This is a genomic window from Bradyrhizobium sp. AZCC 2230 (genome assembly GCF_036924495.1).
Lineage (GTDB): Bacteria > Pseudomonadota > Alphaproteobacteria > Rhizobiales > Xanthobacteraceae > Bradyrhizobium > Bradyrhizobium rifense.
Genome location: NZ_JAZHRS010000001.1, coordinates 2119032 through 2135087 on the forward strand (window position 1 = coordinate 2119032; position 16056 = coordinate 2135087).

Genomic DNA, 16056 nt, shown 5'->3' on the forward strand with positions numbered 1-16056 from the left:
CAAGAGCTGTTTGGCTATTTCTCGCCCCGCTCCTTGCGCAGCTTGGCCCAGTAATCCAGCCGCTTGCGGATCTCCCGCTCGAAACCGCGCTCGGGCGGGTCGTAGAAGGTCTGGCGGCCCAGGGCTTCCGGGAAGTAGTCCTGGCCGGAGAAGGCGTCGGGCGTGTCGTGGTCGTACTCGTAAGCTGCGCCGTAGCCCTCCGACTTCATCAGCTTGGTCGGCGAGTTCAGGATGTGCTTTGGCGGCAGCAGCGAGCCGGCCTGTTTGGCGACCTGCATCGCCGTGCCGAAGGCCATATAGACCGCGTTCGATTTCGGCGCAGTGGCGAGATAGACCACGGCCTGCGCGATCGCGAGCTCGCCCTCGGGATGGCCGAGGAAGTCGAAGGCGTCCTTCGCCGCATTGGCGATGACGAGCGCCTGCGGATCGGCAAGGCCGATGTCCTCGACCGCCATGCGCACGACGCGACGCGCCAGGAACAGCGGGTCCTCGCCGGCGTCCAACATGCGTGCGAGATAGTAGAGTGCGGCGTCCGGATCGGAGCCACGCACCGATTTATGCAGCGCCGAGATCAGATTGTAATGGCCGTCGGCCGACTTGTCGTAGATCGGGGCGCGGCGTTGCAAAATGTCCTGCAACTGCGCGGCGTTGAAAATCTCATCCGCCCGCGCCGAACGCCAGACCTCTTCGGCAAGAGTCAGCGAGGCACGGCCGTCACCATCGGCCATGCGCACCAGCACGGCGCGCGCCTCTTCATCGAGCGGCAGCTTGCGGCCCTCGACCTCCTCGGCATGCGCGAACAGTTTTTCGATCGCGGCGGCGTCGAGCGAGCGAAACACCAGCACGCGCGCGCGAGACAGAAGCGCCGCGTTGAGCTCGAAGGACGGGTTTTCGGTGGTGGCGCCGACCATGACGACGGTGCCGTCCTCCATCACCGGCAGAAACGAATCCTGCTGGGCGCGGTTGAAACGATGCACCTCGTCGACGAACAGCAGCGTGCCCTTGCCCATCTCGCGGCGGGCGCGCGCGGCATCGAATGCTTTCTTCAAATCAGCGACGCCGGAGAACACCGCGGAGATCTGCTCGAAATGCAGATCGGTCGCATCCGCGAGCAGCCGCGCCACCGTGGTCTTGCCGGTGCCGGGCGGCCCCCAGAACACCAGCGAACCGAGCGTGCGGGTCTCCAGCATGCGCGTCAGCGCGCCGTCGGGGCCGAGGATGTGATCCTGGCCGACGACCTCCGACAGTGCACGCGGCCGTAAGCGATCCGGCAGCGGGTGCGGGGCTTCTTGATCGAGCCCCGCCGCGGCAAAGAGCGTCGGCGTCTCCTGTGGTCGTTTCGGACTCATCCGCCCAGCGTGACGTTGATCTGCTGGCCGCCGCGCACCAGCGTGATGCGCCAGAGCCGCTGGCTTACGCCCGCCGCCTTCTCGAGGTCGCCGGTCTTGCCGATCTTCTGGTTGTTGACGGTCACAATGATGTCGCCCTTCTGGAAACCGACCTGAGCGGCCGGCGAGTCATCACCGAGCTCGGTGATGACGACACCTTCGGTATCGGCGTCGAGATGCAGCTCGTCGGCCACCGCAGGCGTGATGCTGGAGACCTTCGCGCCCTGGAACGGCGAGCGCGCGGTGACGACGAGCTCGTTACGCCCCGTATCCGGCGCAGTCTCCAGTGCCACAGCCAGCTTCGTCGGCTTGCCGCCGCGCTGTACGTCGATCTGCGCCGTACCGCCGAGCGGACGGGTGGCGAAGCGGTAGTCGAACGCGTTGGGATCGTCCACGGTCTGGCCATCGATCCCGGTGATGAGGTCGGAGGATTTCAATCCCGCCTTCGCGGCGGGCCCGTTGGGGACGACGCTTGCGACCAGCGCACCGCTAGGCGAGCGCAGGCCGAGGCTCTCGGCGATCTCGGGCGTCACCGCCTGCAGCTTCGCCCCTAGCCATGGCCGCTTCACCGCCTTGCCGCCGCCCTTGGCGGAGGCGACGACGACGCGCACCATGTTGGCGGGGATCGCAAAGCCGATGCCCTGCGAGCCGCCGGAGCGCGAGTAGATCGCGGTGTTGATGCCGGCAAGCCGGCCGTTCATGTCGACCAGCGCGCCGCCGGAATTGCCGGGATTGATCGCAGCATCAGTCTGGATGAAGAACTGGTAGTCGGTGATGCCGACCTGCGTGCGCGCGAGCGCCGAGATGATGCCGTGGGTCACGGTCTGGCCGACGCCGAAAGGGTTGCCGATCGCCATCACGACGTCGCCGACCATCAGCTCATCCGAATTGGTGAATTCGAGCGCCGGAAACTTCTCCTTGGTATCCTTCAGACGCAGCACCGCGAGATCGCTGCGGGAGTCCTTCAGCACGATCTCAGCCTCGAACTCGCGCTTGTCCGACAGCGACACCTTCACCTGGTCGGCGCCCTCGATGACATGGACGTTGGTGACGACGAGCCCGGAGGAATCGACGATCACGCCCGAACCCAGCGACCGCTGCACCTGCTCCTGCTGCTGGCCGCCGCCGAAGAAACGGCGGAAGATCGGGTCGTCCAGCAGCGGATTGCGGTTCTGCACCACCTTGGCGGCATAGACGTTGACGACCGCCGGCTGCACCCGCTGCACGATCGGCGCATAGGACAGCCGCAGCTCGGCCGGCGACGACGGGACACGACGGTCCTGCGCCGCCGCCGGATTGAAGTGGGCCGAAAAGCCTATGCACAATGCCGTGACGATGGCGGTCCAGTTCGCTCGAAACATTCCTACCTCTTGGAAAAGAGGCCGGAATATAGGCGCGTTCGCCCCCCAATAGAAGGGCGCCGGGCGGCAATATTCGGGCCCCTTCCAGTGTGGCCGGCATGCCAGCTCCGCGTACAAAATGACAATTTGGGAGGCGCTGCACATTGGCATGATGCGCGTCATATTGCATGCTGCGGAGTGGCGGATTCGGCTGCGGCGAATTTGCATCAGGTGGAACCATTGCAGCCGTAGCGCGCTGTCGCGGGACAGTCATCGATCATTCTTAGGCTCTCCCGTTACGACTTGGGGAAGTTGGTCGAACCGATGGAGTGGTGACGTGAGCAGGACAAGAATAACAGCCACGGCGATTGGGCTCGCCGGGGTGCTGGTGGCATCGCAGGCCCAGGCACAATCAGCAAGCAGCGATCAGGAGATTGCACTGCTGAAACAGCAGTTGAAGATGCTGGAGCAGAAGCTCGACAAGCTTCAGAACCAGACTGCCGCGAACACGGCGGCCGCGGCAAAGACGAAGGCAGAAGCGAAAGCCGAGGCGCGCTCGGAGGCGAAGGCCGTGGTCGCCAACGCCAACGCCGCCATTCCGGTCAAGGGGCCGGTCGCACCATCCGGCGTCGTGGTGACGATGCCAAACAACCGGCCGACCATCTGCACCGCAGACGAGCAGAACTGCGTCGCCATCACCAGCCGCGTGCACTGGGATGTCGGCGGTTACAATTATCGTCCCAACACGGCAGCGACTGTGCCGCAACAGCTCGACAGCGGCGAGAACGTCCGCCGTGCGCGTATCGGCATCGTCGGCAAGTTCTTCGGCGACTGGAATTACTCCCTGATCTACGACTTCGGCGGCACGGCTGACGGGTTTGGCGGCACCGGCGCGGCCGGCGCCACCCCTGTCGGCTTCCTGCCGGGCGGCGGGACGTCGGGCATCGAGAATGCCTTTCTCAGCTACACCGGCCTCAAGCCATTCGGCGGCAAGATGGCGATCGAAGCCGGCGTCATGGACATCGCCTGGACGCTCGACGAATCCACCAGCTCCAACGACATCATGTTCATGGAGCGCGCCTCGGCCGGCATCATCGCGCAAAACATCGCGGCCGGCGACTTCCGCTCGGCCGTCGGCACCCGCTGGTGGAATGACCAGCTCTGGATGGGCGCCTATGTCACCGGACCGACCACGGGCCAGATCCACTCTGCGTCCAGCGTCTCTCCGCCCGGCACCAGCGAGCAATATGGCGCGGTCGTTCGCGTCGCCGGCAATCCGATCAGCGGCAACGGCTACTCGGTGCATATCGGCGCGGACGCGGAATGGCTGATCCAGCCGCCGCGTAATCTGATAACGCAGGCGCAGACACTCACGCTCAGCGACCGGGGGGAGCTGCGGATCGATCCGACGACGCTGATATCGACCGGCGCGATCGCCAACGTCTCCGGAGCACAGGTCTACGGCGTCGAGGCGGCGGCGACCTATGGCGCGTTCATCGCGCAGGGCGAATACTACTGGTTCAACGTCGATCGCACAGCCAACACAGGCCTGCCGCCGTTCGGCGCGTCGAGCCTGAAATTCGATGGTGGCTACGCGCAGGTCGGTTACGTGCTGACCGGCGAGGGCCGTGCCTACAACGCGGCGAGCGCCTCGTACGGCGGCGTCAAGCCGGCAAATCCCTTCTCCCTCACCGGCGGCGGCTGGGGTGCCTGGGAAATCGCCGGACGCGTGAGCACGATGAATCTGAACGATCAGCTCGCGACTGCGGCCGGCATCGCGGGTGGACGCCAGACCATCTATACCGCCGCGCTGAACTGGTACGTCAACAACAACGTCCGCTTCATGCTCGACTATCTGCATGGCGACATCTCCAAGCAGGCGAGCGCCGTCTCCGCGGTGAATACGGGCTCGACGTTCAATGCGATCGCGATGCGTACCCAGGTCGCGTTCTGACCTGACGTCGCATTCTGACAAAAAGCGCCGGGAGTGGCACGTGCCGCTCCCGGCAATGGTATCCAAACGGGTACTATGTCCCCGAATTCGCAGTACTTGCCAAATGGGAGCCATGGCGACAGTTAGAGCGGCAGGCGAACACGCCATCTGATGGAGACAAGCCATGAAGGCCGTCGGCTACAAAAAATCGCTTCCGATCGAAGATCAGGACGCGCTGATTGATTTCGAGACCACCAAACCCGAGCCCAAGGGACGCGACATCCGCGTCGCCGTGAAGGCGATCTCGGCCAACCGCGGTCGATTACAAGGTGCGCAAGCGCGCCGCCCCGCCCGAAGGCGAGACCAAGATTTTGGGCTATGACGCAGCCGGCGTGGTCGACGCCGTCGGGCCCGAGGTCACCTTGTTCAAGCCGGGCGACGAGGTGTTTTACGCGGGCTCGATCCAGCGCCCGGGCACCAACTCCGAATTCCACCTGGTCGACGAGCGCATCGTCGGCAACAAGCCGAAGTCGCTGTCGTTCGCGCAAGGAGCCGCCCTCCCCCTCACCTCCATCACCGCCTGGGAATTACTGTTCGACCGTCTCGGCGCAGTCCCCGGCAAGAGCGTCGATCCGCGCACGCTGCTCATCACCGGCGGCGCCGGCGGTGTCGGCTCGATCCTGATCCAGCTCGCGCGCCGCCTCACCGGCCTCACCGTGGTTGCGACCGCGACGCGGCCGGAGTCGCAGAAATGGTGCCTCGATCTCGGCGCGCATGCGGTAATCGATCACGGCAAGCCGATGAAGGAGCAGATCGAGATGCTGAAGCTGCCGCCGGTCGCGCTGGTGGCGAGCCTCACCTTCACCGACCAGCACTACAAGAGCATTGCCGAATTCATGGCGCCGCAGGGCCGCTTCGGCCTGATCGACGATCCCCCGGAATTCAACGTGAGCGCATTCAAGGGCAAGGCGATCTCGGTGCATTGGGAATCGATGTTCACGCGCTCCTCGTTTGGGACGACCGACATGATCGCGCAGCATTATCTGCTCAACGACGTCGCCGACCTCATCGACAAGGGCGTGCTGCGCACCACGCTCGACCAGACCCTTGGCACGATCAACGCAGCCAACCTCAAGCGCGCACACGCGCTGCTCGAGAGCGGCAAGTCGCGCGGGAAGATCGTGCTGGAGGGGTGGTAGACGTAAGCGTCGTAGTAGGTCTCGTAGGGTGGGCAAAGGCGCACTTGCGCCGTGCCCACCATCTCCCCGATGCGACGGCAAGACGTGGGCACGCTCCGCTTTGCCCACCCTACGGCAGTTGTAGTCTAGCGACAGCGACGGGGACGCCCACCATCTGTCGTTATTTCAAGATCCGCGACAACGCCGACAACAGCCTGTCGATCTGCTCATCCGTACCCACGGTGATCCGCAGATAGTCCGAGATGCGAGCCGCGGAAAAGTGGCGGACGATCACCGCCTGCTCCCGCAGCGCCGCCGCAAGCGCTGCCCCCTCATGGGCGGGATGGCGCGCGAACACGAAGTTGGCCAGGGACGGCAGCACCTGGAAACCGGCAGCCTTCAGTCCGCGGGTCAGCCGCTCCCTGCCCTCGATCACGCGCACACGGCTCTGCTGGAAATAGGATTCGTCCTCCAGGGTGGCGATCGCGCCGGCCTGGGCGGGCCGGCCGAGCGGATATGAATTGAAACTGTCCTTCACGCGCGTCAGCGCATCGATCAGATCGACATCGCCGATCGCGTATCCGACCCGCAGCCCGGCCAGGGCGCGCGACTTGGACATGGTCTGCACGACCAGGAGATTCCGATGCGACGCCACCAGCGGAATCGCGGTCTCGGCGCCGAAATCGACATAGGCCTCGTCGACGACCACAGGCACGTCCGGGCGCTCTTCCAGCAGCGTCGTGATCTCGGCGCGAGACAGCGCGATCCCCGTCGGTGCGTTCGGATTGGGGACGATGATCGCGCCGGCCGGCCGGCGATAATCGGCGACGCGGATCTGCATGGCCTGATCGAGCGGCACGGTCTCGTAGGCGATGCCGAACAGACCGCAATAGACGGGGTAGAAACTGTAGGTGATGTCGGGAAAGAGCAGCGGTGCATCGTGCTTCAGCAGCGCGACGAAGGCATGCGCCAGCACCTCGTCCGAGCCATTGCCGACGAACACCTGCTCGGGTCTCACGCCGTGATAGGCGGCCAGGGCGGCCCGCAGCGCGGTCGCCTGCGGGTCCGGATAAAGACGCAGCGTGTCGGCTGCCGCGCCGCGGATCGCGTCCAGCGCACGCGGAGACGGACCGAGCGGGTTCTCATTGGTGTTCAGCTTGACCAGGTCCGCCATACGAGGCTGCTCGCCCGGCACGTAGGGCTTCAAATCATGCGTCAAGCTGCTCCAGAAACGGCTCATCTTCCCTCCCCCTCACGCGGACGCGTCGCCCGCTCGACGAAGCCTTTTGCGAGCGCGTGATAAATACCCTCCTCGCAGATCATCCGCGAGACGAAATGCGCGATCAGCGCGGCTGCCATCAACGGCACGACCATGCCGTGATTGTCGGTCATCTCGGTCACGATCACGAAGGCGGTAATCGGCGCCTGCACGACCCCGGCGAAATACGAGACCATGCCGAGCAGCATGACCGCACCGAGCGGCGCGTCGTGGAACAACGCCGCGATATTGCTGCCGATCCCGGCCCCGACGGCCAGCGACGGCGAGAAGATGCCGCCCGGTATGCCGCTGATCGCAGCAAAGGTGGTGGCCAGGAGCTTGAGAACGCCGAAGTCTCGCGGCAGCGGCGTGCCGTGATCCAGCGCCTCCTTCACCTGCACATAACCCGTGCCATAGATCGTGTCGCCGGATATCAGGCCGCAAATCGCGACGGCGAGGCCGCAGGCAAATGCGAACCAGAGCGGATGACCCTTGATCGCGTGTCCGAGCGGATTCTTGAAGCCGCGCGCCATGGCGATGACAGCGCGGCTGAACAGCCCGCCTGCGAGGCCACCGACCACACCACAAAGCGGAACGGCCAGCCAGTCGGCGCCACGCACCAGCGACATCGCGCTGCTGCCGAAATAGGCGTAATTGCCAGCCAGCGCGAGCGACGTCAGGCCGGCCGCGATGACGGCAGCAATGATGAGGCTGGATGTGCGGGTCTCGAAAGCGCGGCTCATCTCCTCGATGCCGAAGACGATTCCCGCAAGCGGCGTGTTGAAGGCCGCGGCAACGCCGGCGGCGGCACCGGCCAGAATCAGCCCGGGCTGACGGCGTGGCGAGACGCGGCCAAGCGCGAACATGATGGAGGCGCCGACCTGAACGGTCGGCCCTTCCCGCCCGACCGAGCCGCCGCAGAGGAGCCCGAACAGAGTGAGGATCATCTTGCCGATCGCGATCCGGATCGAAACCAGGCTCTCGCGCGCCGCCTGATCGCTCAGATGCCGCGCGGCGATCGCCTGCGGAATGCCGCTGCCTTGCGCGTTCGGGAACAGGCGGATCGTCAGATAGGCCGACAGCATGAAGCCGAGCGGCGTCACCGCCAGCACGGCGTAACGCGACTTGGCCAAAAGGAGCAAAAAGGCCTGCTGCGCGAGATCGGCGAGCTGCGCCAGCGCCACCGCCGCAGCGCCGACCGCGATCCCGCCGAGCAGAAAGATCGCCCGCCGCTGCCATCGCGCGGATGTCAGCCTGAACAGGCGTTTGTGGCGGGTCGAGAGGGGCCAGAGCATGGAACCCCTGTTTTAACTGGTCACCCTCCGAATTGAAGCGGCAAGTGGGCAGACCAGCTAGGCCGGAACCACGCCCTCGACGAACAGCAGCCGCCGCTTCAGCGCGCCGGCGCGGATCTTCAACGCCTCGGCATATTCCGGCGAGGTGTACCATTCCTTCAGCCTCGCCATCGACGGAAATTCGACGATCACGATGGCCTTCGGCGGAAGGTTGCCTTCCGCCAGCTCCGTCTTGCCGCCGCGGACGAGATAATGCCCGCCATATTGCGCGATCGTCTTCGCGGCGAGCGCGCGATAGGCCTCGAAACCATCGGGATCGCGCATCTCGACTTCGGAGATCACATAAGCTTTCATGCGCGCGCACTCTTTGTTTTGAGCATGATCTTATCGGAAAACCGCGTCACACTTTGCGCCAACGCGGCCCTTCGGGTCCGGATCATGCTCAGGCAATCGTATTGATGATGCCGCCTTCCGCACGCAGCGCCGCGCCGTTGGTTGCGGACGCCTCCTTCGAGGCGACGTAGACGACCATGTTGGCGATCTCGTCGACGCTGGCGAAGCGCTGGATCAGCGAGCTTGGGCGATGCTGCTTGACGAAATTGGCTGCGGCCTCGTCGACCGACTGGCCGTTCTGCTTGGCGAGATCCTTCACAAAAGTCTCGACGCCCTCGGACATGGTCGGGCCGGGCAGCACCGAGTTCACGGTGACGCCGCTGCCCCGGGTGAGCTGCGCCAGCCCGCGCGCGACCGCGAGCTGGGCCGTCTTGCTCATGCCGTAGTGAATCATCTCGACGGGAATGTTGAGCCCGGACTCCGAGGAGATGAAGACGATGCGGCCCCAGTTGCGCTTCAGCATGCCCTTCATATACGCGCGCGACAGCCGCACGCCGCTCATCACGTTGACCTCGAAGAAGCGGCTCCAGTCCTCGTCCGGAATCTCGAAGAAGTCCTTTGGTTCGAAGATGCCGGCATTGTTGATGAGGATGTCGACCTCGGGCAGATCAGCCACCAGCGCCTTGCAGCCTGAAGCGGTCGAGACGTCGGCGGCGATGCCGCGCACCCTGGCGCCCGTCCCTTCCAGCTTGCGCACGGCCGCATCGACCTTGTCCTGACCGCGCCCGTTGATCACCACGCTCGCGCCCGAGCCGGCGAGGCCTTTTGCGATGGCGTGGCCGATGCCGGCGGTCGAGCCGGTCACGAGGGCGGTCTTTCCGGAAAGGTCGATCTTCATGAATCATCTCCATTGATGTCAGAGCGGATATCGTGCGCTGCGCAGGCAGGTGCAATCGCCGCTCACCGACGCGTGAGGATCTATCGCCACAACGACGGACTCGTAGGGTGGGCAAAGCGTAGCGTGCCCACCATGTCAGCGCGGGATACGGATAGAATGGTGGGCACGCCGTGCGAAGAGCGCGCCTTTGCCCACCCTACGATTTCGGCGGCAGCGTCCGGACGAATGCGACGATGGCATCGAGATCCTGCGGCGACATGGTGGCGTAGCCAGCATAGGCCATCGGCGGCTTGAGCTTGTGACCGTCACGTGCGATGCCTTGCGTAATCGCACGTTTGATTTCGTCGTCGCTCCACTGTCCGAGGCCCGCCACGGGATCCGCGGTGATATTGGGAGAGACGGACTCACCCCATGGCCCCCTGAAGGTCCGGCCACCCTTGCCGCTGGCGCCCGCGAAATCGTGCACCGCGGACGGCCCCTCCGGCGTGTGGCATTCCAGGCAATGGGCGATGGTCAGGAGATAGCGGCCGCGGGCGATCTGGTCGGACAGGTCCGCCTCATTTGCCTGCTTGCCGGCATAGGTCGGCATCTCCGGCTTCAGCGTGATTTTGTATTCCGGCGCCGGCGTCTCATGGCGCACGGACGGCACGGAGCGCAAGTAAACCGTGAGTGCATCGAGATCGCGCGCCGTGAGCACCGTGTAGAAGACGGTCGGCATGATCGGCGCAACGGCCGATCCATTCGGCCTGATGCCGCTGACGAGGAAATGCTTCAGCTCAGCATCGCTCCAGTTGCCGATTCCGGTGTCCTTGTCCGGCGTGATGTTGGAGGCGGTGACCTTGAAGGCGGGCTCGTCAAAGGTCTGCCCGCCCGAGAGCGCACGCGCCATATCCAGGCCCTGTGGCCCGCGCGGCGTGTGGCAGTTGTTGCAGACCATCACGCTGTTGACGAGATAGGCGCCGCGCTCGACCAGCGTCTCGGCGGCAGCCGGCGATACCAGCAGCGCCAGCGCAATCCCAAACACAATCCTCATGAGAGCCCCCCGGCCAGAATCGCGTTTCACCACAACGATGCGCGGCATGAGATACCGCCGCGCCATACAAAAAAGCGGCACCCGAGGGCGCCGCTTTCCGAAAACTCTATGCCGGCCGGCTTACGCCGCCTCGGCTTCCTTCGCCTGCACCGGACCGGAGTCCTGGCCCTTGGCATCGACGTCGCGGTCGACGAACTCGATCACGGCCATCGCGGCGTTGTCGCCGTAGCGGAAGCCCGCCTTGATGATGCGGGTGTAGCCGCCCTGGCGATCCTTGTAGCGGGGCGCCAGCACGTCGAACAGCTTCCTGACCTGGTCCTTGTCGCGCATCTCGGAGATGGCCTGGCGGCGCAGGGACAGTCCGCCCTTCTTGCCGAGGGTCACAAGCTTCTCGACGATCGGACGAAGCTCCTTGGCCTTGGGCAGCGTGGTGACGATCTGCTCGTGCTTGATCAGCGCGGCCGCCATGTTGGCGAACATCGCGCGGCGATGCTCGGCCGTGCGGTTGAGCTTCCGATGAACCTTGCCGTGACGCATATGTCTATTCCTTACGTATGAACTGCCGCGATGGTTCGTCGGATCAGTTGCTCAGGTGGGCTGCCTGCGTTCGCCCAGATGGCGAGAAGCGAATGGCGAGTAGCGAGTTGTTATTCGCTATTCGCCACTCCCTATTCGCCTAACTCAGTAGTGATCCTCGAAGCGCTTGGCGAGCTCGTCGATGTTCTCCGGCGGCCAGCCCGGCACTTCCATGCCGAGGTGCAGACCCATCTGGGCCAGCACTTCCTTGATCTCGTTCAGCGACTTGCGGCCGAAGTTCGGGGTACGGAGCATTTCCGCTTCCGACTTCTGCACGAGGTCGCCGATGTAGACGATGTTGTCGTTCTTCAAGCAGTTGGCCGAACGCACCGACAGCTCGAGCTCGTCCACCTTCTTGAGGAAGGCCGGGTTGAAGGCGAGGTCCGGGATGATCTCCTGGGCGACTTCCTTGCGCGGCTCTTCGAAGTTGACGAACACGTTGAGCTGATCCTGCAGGATGCGGGCGGCATAAGCCACCGAGTCATCCGGCGTCAGCGCGCCGTTGGTCTCGATCGTCATGGTCAGCTTGTCGTAGTCGAGGATCTGACCCTCGCGGGTGTTCTCGACCTTATAGGAGACCTTGCGGACCGGCGAGTACAGGCTGTCGACCGGGATCAGGCCGATCGGCGCGTCCTCGGGACGGTTGCGCTCGGCGGGCACGTAGCCCTTGCCGGTTGCGACCGTGAACTCCATGCGGATCTCGGCGCCCTCGTCGAGCGTGCAGATCTGCAGGTCCGGGTTGAGCACGACGACGTCGCCGACGGTCTGGATGTCGCCGGCAGTGACAGCGCCCGGGCCCTGCTTCTTCACGACCATGCGCTTGGGGCCTTCGCCCTGCATCTTGATCGCGATGTCCTTGATGTTCAGCACGATGTCGGTGACGTCCTCACGGACGCCAGCGATCGAGGAGAACTCGTGCAGCACGCCGTCGATATGCACCGACTGCACCGCCGCGCCCTGGAGCGAGGAGAGCAGGATGCGGCGCAGCGCGTTGCCGAGTGTCTGGCCGAAGCCGCGCTCGAGCGGCTCGGCAACGATGGTCGCAAAGCGGGTCGAATCGCTGCCGGGCTGCACCTGGAGCTTGTTCGGCCGAATCAGTTCTTGCCAATTTTTCTGGATCGTCACTGTTTCACCCATACAGGCCAGTCGATTTGAAAATTCAAATACTGGCGTTGGAGAAAGGCCGCAGATCAAACCCGCGGCTTCTTAAAAAAAGCATCGCGGGCGATGATGCGCCCGCAACTTCGTATCAGACGCGCCGACGCTTGCGCGGACGGCAGCCGTTGTGCGGGATCGTGGTCACGTCGCGGATCGAGGTGACGGTGAAGCCCGCGGCCTGCAGCGCGCGGAGCGCCGACTCACGGCCCGAACCGGGACCGGCGACTTCGACTTCCAGCGTGCGCATGCCGTGTTCCTGCGCCTTCTTGGACACGTCTTCGGCTGCGACCTGCGCGGCATACGGTGTCGACTTGCGCGAGCCCTTGAAGCCCATCGTGCCGGCGGAGGACCAGGCAATCGTGTTGCCCTGGGCGTCGGTGATGGTGATGGTCGTGTTGTTGAACGACGAGTTCACGTGCGCGACGCCGGAGGCGATGTTCTTGCGCTCACGACGACGAACGCGGGTGGCTTCCTTGCCCATAGACTACCTTTCCTGGAGATCTCAAACGCCGCCGTAATGCCAGCGGCTACACCTGTGGAAGCGAATGGCGAGTAGCGAATGGCGAATAGGGAATATCCCTACCCGCCATTCGCCATTCCCTATTCGCCAGTTTACTTCTTCTTGCCGGCGATGGCCTTGGCCGGGCCCTTGCGCGTACGCGCATTGGTGTGGGTCCGCTGACCGCGCACCGGCAGACCGCGACGATGACGCAGGCCGCGATAGCAGCCGAGGTCCATCAGACGCTTGATGTTGATGCCGACTTCGCGACGCAGGTCGCCCTCGACGAGATAGTCGCGGTCGATGACTTCGCGGATCTGGAGCACTTCAGCGTCGCTAAGCTGATTGACACGACGATCCTCGGTGATCTTCACCTTTTCGAGGATCTCACCAGCGATCTTCTGGCCGATGCCATGGATGTACTGGAGCGCGATCAGCACGCGCTTGTTGGTCGGAATGTTCACGCCGGCAATACGGGCCACGGCCTTCTCCTGTTGCCGATCCCTCCTCAGGAATCGGTCTTTAAGTGCTTGTGTTTCTCGGGCAGGTGTTCACAAACGCGAACACGACGCCCACCCCTAGTCTTCCTGGGGCCCGGCATCGTTTGAAACTATCCGACTTGGATGCGGGGCTTATTAAGGGATTCAGGGGGCTTTCGTCAACCGCTGCTAGCGCTTAGCTCGCTTTTTCGTGACCTTTTTTGGACTCTTCTTCGAACCTTTTTTGACGGCCTTTTTGGCGGTCTTTTTGACCGCTTTCTTGGCTGCTTTCTTGGCCGCCTTTTTGGCGCCCTTCACGGCCTTTTTGGCGGATCCAGCCGATTTGGCAGCCTTTTTGGCCGTTTTCGCCGGCTTTTTGGCCGTTTTCTTCGTTGCCTTCGCCTTTTTTGCCGGCCCCGCCTTGGCCACGCTACGCGCATGGCTCTTGGGTTCGACCGCGCCGAGCGCCAGCAGCTGGCGGTGGATAGCGCGGGTGACCTCGTCGATGGCCATCATGCCGTCGATGGTGGAGAGCTTCCGGCGCTCGGAATAGTAGTGAATCAGCGGTTCCGTCTGGCTGCGGTAGCTGGCTAACCGCTTGGTCAGGACCTCGGGCGTGTCGTCGACCCGGACCTCCTCCCCGCGCTCCCGCATCTGGGCAACACGGGTCTCGACGCGACTCAGCAGCGCGCTCTCGTTGACGCGAAGCTCGATCACGGCGTCGAGCTTGAGATGCTTGTGCCGGAGCAGATCATCCAGCGCCTCGGCCTGCGGCACGGTCCGCGGGAAACCGTCGAGGATGAAACCGTTCTTCGCGTCCGGCTGATCGATGCGGTCGGAGATGATTCCCACCACAACCTCGTCGGGCACGAGCCCGCCGCTGGACATGATCTCCTTGGCCTTCAGCCCGACCGGCGTTCCAGCCGCGACGGCTGCACGCAACATCTCGCCGGTCGAGAGCTGGACGATGCCATAGCGCTGAATCAGCAGCTGCGCCTGGGTCCCCTTGCCCGATCCCGGCGGTCCCAGAAGGATAATTCTCATCGGCGTACGCCCCCCGATTGGTGAGCGATATTTCGCGCACCTGTGTTTGAAGTTTGACAACAGTGCAAACCATAATCGGCGACGCACCGCTACCCATATCATAGGGGAGCAAATGCCCGAACGCCAAGAAGGCCTTTGAAATCAGTGATTGCGCTGCAGTGAGAGCAGCTCTGCCGATGCGACCGAATGACCGGCTGATCGCCTCTGCGGGCGCCGCGCGACACGCGCGCGGCGAATCGGCGGCATAGGCGCGCCGCCTCGAGAGGGCGCCGCGTCTTAGCGGCGGCGGCCCCGCAGCTTCGACTTGCGGATCAGGCCTTCATACTGATGGGCCAGCAGATAGCCCTGCACCTGCGCAACCGTGTCCATGGTGACGCTGACGACGATCAGCAGCGAGGTGCCGCCGAAGTAGAACGGCACCGAGGCGTAGGAGATCAGGATTTCCGGGATCAAGCAGACGATCGCCAGATAGATCGCGCCGAGCACGGTGATGCGCGACAGCACGTAGTCGATGTATTCCGCGGTGCGCTCACCCGGACGGATGCCGGGGATGAAGCCGCCATGCTTCTTCAGGTTGTCCGCGGTTTCGGTCGGGTTGAACACGATCGCGGTGTAGAAGAAGGCGAAGAACACGATCAGCGCGAGATAGAGAATCAGGAACAGCGGACGGCCGTGGCCGAGCTGGGTCGTGATCCACTGGAACCATTCCGGCCCCGAGCCCGCGTTGAAGTTCGCAACCGTGGTCGGCAAGAGCAGCAGCGAGGACGCGAAGATCGGCGGGATCACGCCGGAGGTGTTGAGCTTGAGCGGCAGATGCGAGGACTGGCCCTCGAACATCTTGTTGCCGACCTGGCGCTTCGGATACTGGATCAGGAGCCGGCGCTGGGCGCGCTCCATGAACACGATGAAGGCGATCACGGCGACCGCCATCACGATCACGACCAGGATCAGGCCGGTCGACATCGCGCCCTGACGGCCGAGCTCGAGCATGTTGGCGAGCGCTGCCGGCAGCTCGGCGACGATGCCGGAGAGGATGATCAGCGAGATGCCGTTGCCGATGCCGCGCGAGGTGATCTGCTCACCCAGCCACATCAGGAACATGGTGCCGCCGGTCAGCGTGATCGCGGTGGAGAGACGGAAGAACATGCCGGGGTCGCTGACGACATTGCCGGCGCCTTCGAGGCCGACCGCGATGCCGTAGGACTGGAAAGCGGCCAGGATCACCGTGAGGTAGCGGGTGTACTGGTTCAGCGTCTTGCGGCCCGCCTCACCTTCCTTCTTCAGCGCCTCGAGCTGCGGCGAGACGGTGGTCAGAAGCTGGATGATGATCGAGGCCGAGATGTACGGCATGATGTTCAGCGCGAAGATCGCCATGCGGTGGATGCCACCGCCGGCGAACATGTTGAACATGCCGAGGATGCCGCCGGCCTGCGACTTGAACACCTGCTCCCAGATGTTGGGATCGATGCCGGGCAGCGGGATATAGGTCCCGAGCCGATAAACGAGCAGCGCGCCCAGGGTGAACCAGATGCGCTTCTTCAGCTCGTCGGCCTTGGCAAACGCGCCGAAATTGAGGTTGGCTGCCAGTTGTTCCGCTGCTGAGGCCATATTGGACTTTCTCCCGCCGCCTTTTGCGCCGTCATA

Annotated in this window: 14 protein-coding genes and 1 pseudogene; 2 read left to right on the forward strand and 13 right to left on the reverse strand. The window is 64.1% G+C overall.

From position 1 onward, the window contains the following. Positions 1 to 14: 14 nt before the first annotated feature. Together V1280_RS10340 and V1280_RS10345 are read right to left on the reverse strand one after the other, a co-directional pair. Positions 15 to 1349: a replication-associated recombination protein A gene (locus V1280_RS10340; RefSeq protein ID WP_334522618.1), complete on the reverse strand. Its 1335-nt coding sequence runs from the start codon at positions 1347 to 1349 to the stop codon at positions 15 to 17. Then, complete coding sequence (locus tag V1280_RS10345) at positions 1346 to 2749, reverse strand: DegQ family serine endoprotease (RefSeq protein WP_334522622.1); 1404 nt, start codon at positions 2747 to 2749, stop codon at positions 1346 to 1348. The genes V1280_RS10340 and V1280_RS10345 overlap by 4 nt, the downstream gene beginning before the upstream one ends. A 316-nt stretch (positions 2750 to 3065) precedes the next feature. On the opposite strand from V1280_RS10345, the gene V1280_RS10350 reads away from it, so the two are divergent. Next, complete coding sequence (locus V1280_RS10350; RefSeq protein ID WP_334522625.1) at positions 3066 to 4682, forward strand: OprO/OprP family phosphate-selective porin; 1617 nt, start codon at positions 3066 to 3068, stop codon at positions 4680 to 4682. Positions 4683 to 4845: 163 nt separating this feature from the next. Further along, positions 4846 to 5860, forward strand: a pseudogene (locus V1280_RS10355) (zinc-binding alcohol dehydrogenase family protein). Positions 5861 to 6020: 160 nt separating this feature from the next. Here V1280_RS10355 and hisC read toward each other — a convergent pair. The 11 genes from hisC to secY all read right to left on the reverse strand — a co-directional run bounded on the left by hisC (position 6021) and on the right by secY (position 16020). Beyond that, positions 6021 to 7079, reverse strand: coding sequence for a histidinol-phosphate transaminase (gene hisC, locus V1280_RS10360; RefSeq protein ID WP_334522628.1), 1059 nt, complete (start codon positions 7077 to 7079; stop codon positions 6021 to 6023). Then, complete coding sequence (locus V1280_RS10365) at positions 7076 to 8392, reverse strand: chloride channel protein (RefSeq protein WP_334522631.1); 1317 nt, start codon at positions 8390 to 8392, stop codon at positions 7076 to 7078. The genes hisC and V1280_RS10365 overlap by 4 nt, the downstream gene beginning before the upstream one ends. A 57-nt stretch (positions 8393 to 8449) precedes the next feature. Then, entirely contained in the window at positions 8450 to 8746 is a 297-nt protein-coding gene (locus V1280_RS10370; RefSeq protein ID WP_334522634.1) for a DUF1330 domain-containing protein, read from the reverse strand. A gap of 88 nt (positions 8747 to 8834) precedes the next feature. Further along, complete coding sequence (locus V1280_RS10375; RefSeq protein WP_334522637.1) at positions 8835 to 9623, reverse strand: SDR family NAD(P)-dependent oxidoreductase; 789 nt, start codon at positions 9621 to 9623, stop codon at positions 8835 to 8837. Between the two features lie 196 nt (positions 9624 to 9819). Further along, the gene (locus V1280_RS10380) at positions 9820 to 10656 is read right to left on the reverse strand and encodes a c-type cytochrome (RefSeq protein WP_334522640.1); all 837 of its coding nucleotides are present in this window, start codon (positions 10654 to 10656) and stop codon (positions 9820 to 9822) included. 120 nt (positions 10657 to 10776) lie between these two features. Then, positions 10777 to 11193: a 50S ribosomal protein L17 gene (gene rplQ / locus V1280_RS10385; RefSeq protein ID WP_148770535.1), complete on the reverse strand. Its 417-nt coding sequence runs from the start codon at positions 11191 to 11193 to the stop codon at positions 10777 to 10779. 144 nt (positions 11194 to 11337) lie between these two features. Further along, entirely contained in the window at positions 11338 to 12369 is a 1032-nt protein-coding gene (locus V1280_RS10390) for a DNA-directed RNA polymerase subunit alpha (protein ID WP_148770534.1), read from the reverse strand. A gap of 112 nt (positions 12370 to 12481) precedes the next feature. Continuing rightward, positions 12482 to 12871, reverse strand: coding sequence for a 30S ribosomal protein S11 (gene rpsK, locus V1280_RS10395; protein WP_007603045.1), 390 nt, complete (start codon positions 12869 to 12871; stop codon positions 12482 to 12484). Between the two features lie 131 nt (positions 12872 to 13002). Then, positions 13003 to 13371 carry a 30S ribosomal protein S13 gene (gene rpsM, locus V1280_RS10400; protein WP_129268084.1) on the reverse strand — a complete coding sequence of 123 codons (369 nt, stop codon included), beginning with the start codon at positions 13369 to 13371 and terminating at the stop codon, positions 13003 to 13005. Positions 13372 to 13557: 186 nt separating this feature from the next. Further along, the gene (locus V1280_RS10405) at positions 13558 to 14412 is read right to left on the reverse strand and encodes an adenylate kinase (protein ID WP_334538258.1); all 855 of its coding nucleotides are present in this window, start codon (positions 14410 to 14412) and stop codon (positions 13558 to 13560) included. Between the two features lie 276 nt (positions 14413 to 14688). Beyond that, on the reverse strand, positions 14689 to 16020 hold the full coding sequence (secY, locus tag V1280_RS10410) for a preprotein translocase subunit SecY (RefSeq protein WP_254132179.1): 1332 nt from the start codon (positions 16018 to 16020) through the stop codon (positions 14689 to 14691). Positions 16021 to 16056: the final 36 nt, after the last annotated feature.

What these genes read in the sequence shown, in the direction of transcription:
- V1280_RS10405 (WP_334538258.1), bottom strand. Translation starts at nt 14,412, where the DNA reads ATGAGAATTATCCTTCTGGGACCGCCGGGATCGGGCAAGGGGACCCAG.
- V1280_RS10370 (WP_334522634.1), bottom strand. Translation starts at nt 8,746, where the DNA reads ATGAAAGCTTATGTGATCTCCGAAGTCGAGATGCGCGATCCCGATGGT.
- V1280_RS10345 (WP_334522622.1), bottom strand. Translation starts at nt 2,749, where the DNA reads ATGTTTCGAGCGAACTGGACCGCCATCGTCACGGCATTGTGCATAGGC.
- V1280_RS10375 (WP_334522637.1), bottom strand. Translation starts at nt 9,623, where the DNA reads ATGAAGATCGACCTTTCCGGAAAGACCGCCCTCGTGACCGGCTCGACC.
- V1280_RS10340 (WP_334522618.1), bottom strand. Translation starts at nt 1,349, where the DNA reads ATGAGTCCGAAACGACCACAGGAGACGCCGACGCTCTTTGCCGCGGCG.
- rpsK (WP_007603045.1), bottom strand. Translation starts at nt 12,871, where the DNA reads ATGGGCAAGGAAGCCACCCGCGTTCGTCGTCGTGAGCGCAAGAACATC.
- hisC (WP_334522628.1), bottom strand. Translation starts at nt 7,079, where the DNA reads ATGAGCCGTTTCTGGAGCAGCTTGACGCATGATTTGAAGCCCTACGTG.
- V1280_RS10380 (WP_334522640.1), bottom strand. Translation starts at nt 10,656, where the DNA reads ATGAGGATTGTGTTTGGGATTGCGCTGGCGCTGCTGGTATCGCCGGCT.
- V1280_RS10390 (WP_148770534.1), bottom strand. Translation starts at nt 12,369, where the DNA reads ATGGGTGAAACAGTGACGATCCAGAAAAATTGGCAAGAACTGATTCGG.
- secY (WP_254132179.1), bottom strand. Translation starts at nt 16,020, where the DNA reads ATGGCCTCAGCAGCGGAACAACTGGCAGCCAACCTCAATTTCGGCGCG.
- rplQ (WP_148770535.1), bottom strand. Translation starts at nt 11,193, where the DNA reads ATGCGTCACGGCAAGGTTCATCGGAAGCTCAACCGCACGGCCGAGCAT.
- V1280_RS10365 (WP_334522631.1), bottom strand. Translation starts at nt 8,392, where the DNA reads ATGCTCTGGCCCCTCTCGACCCGCCACAAACGCCTGTTCAGGCTGACA.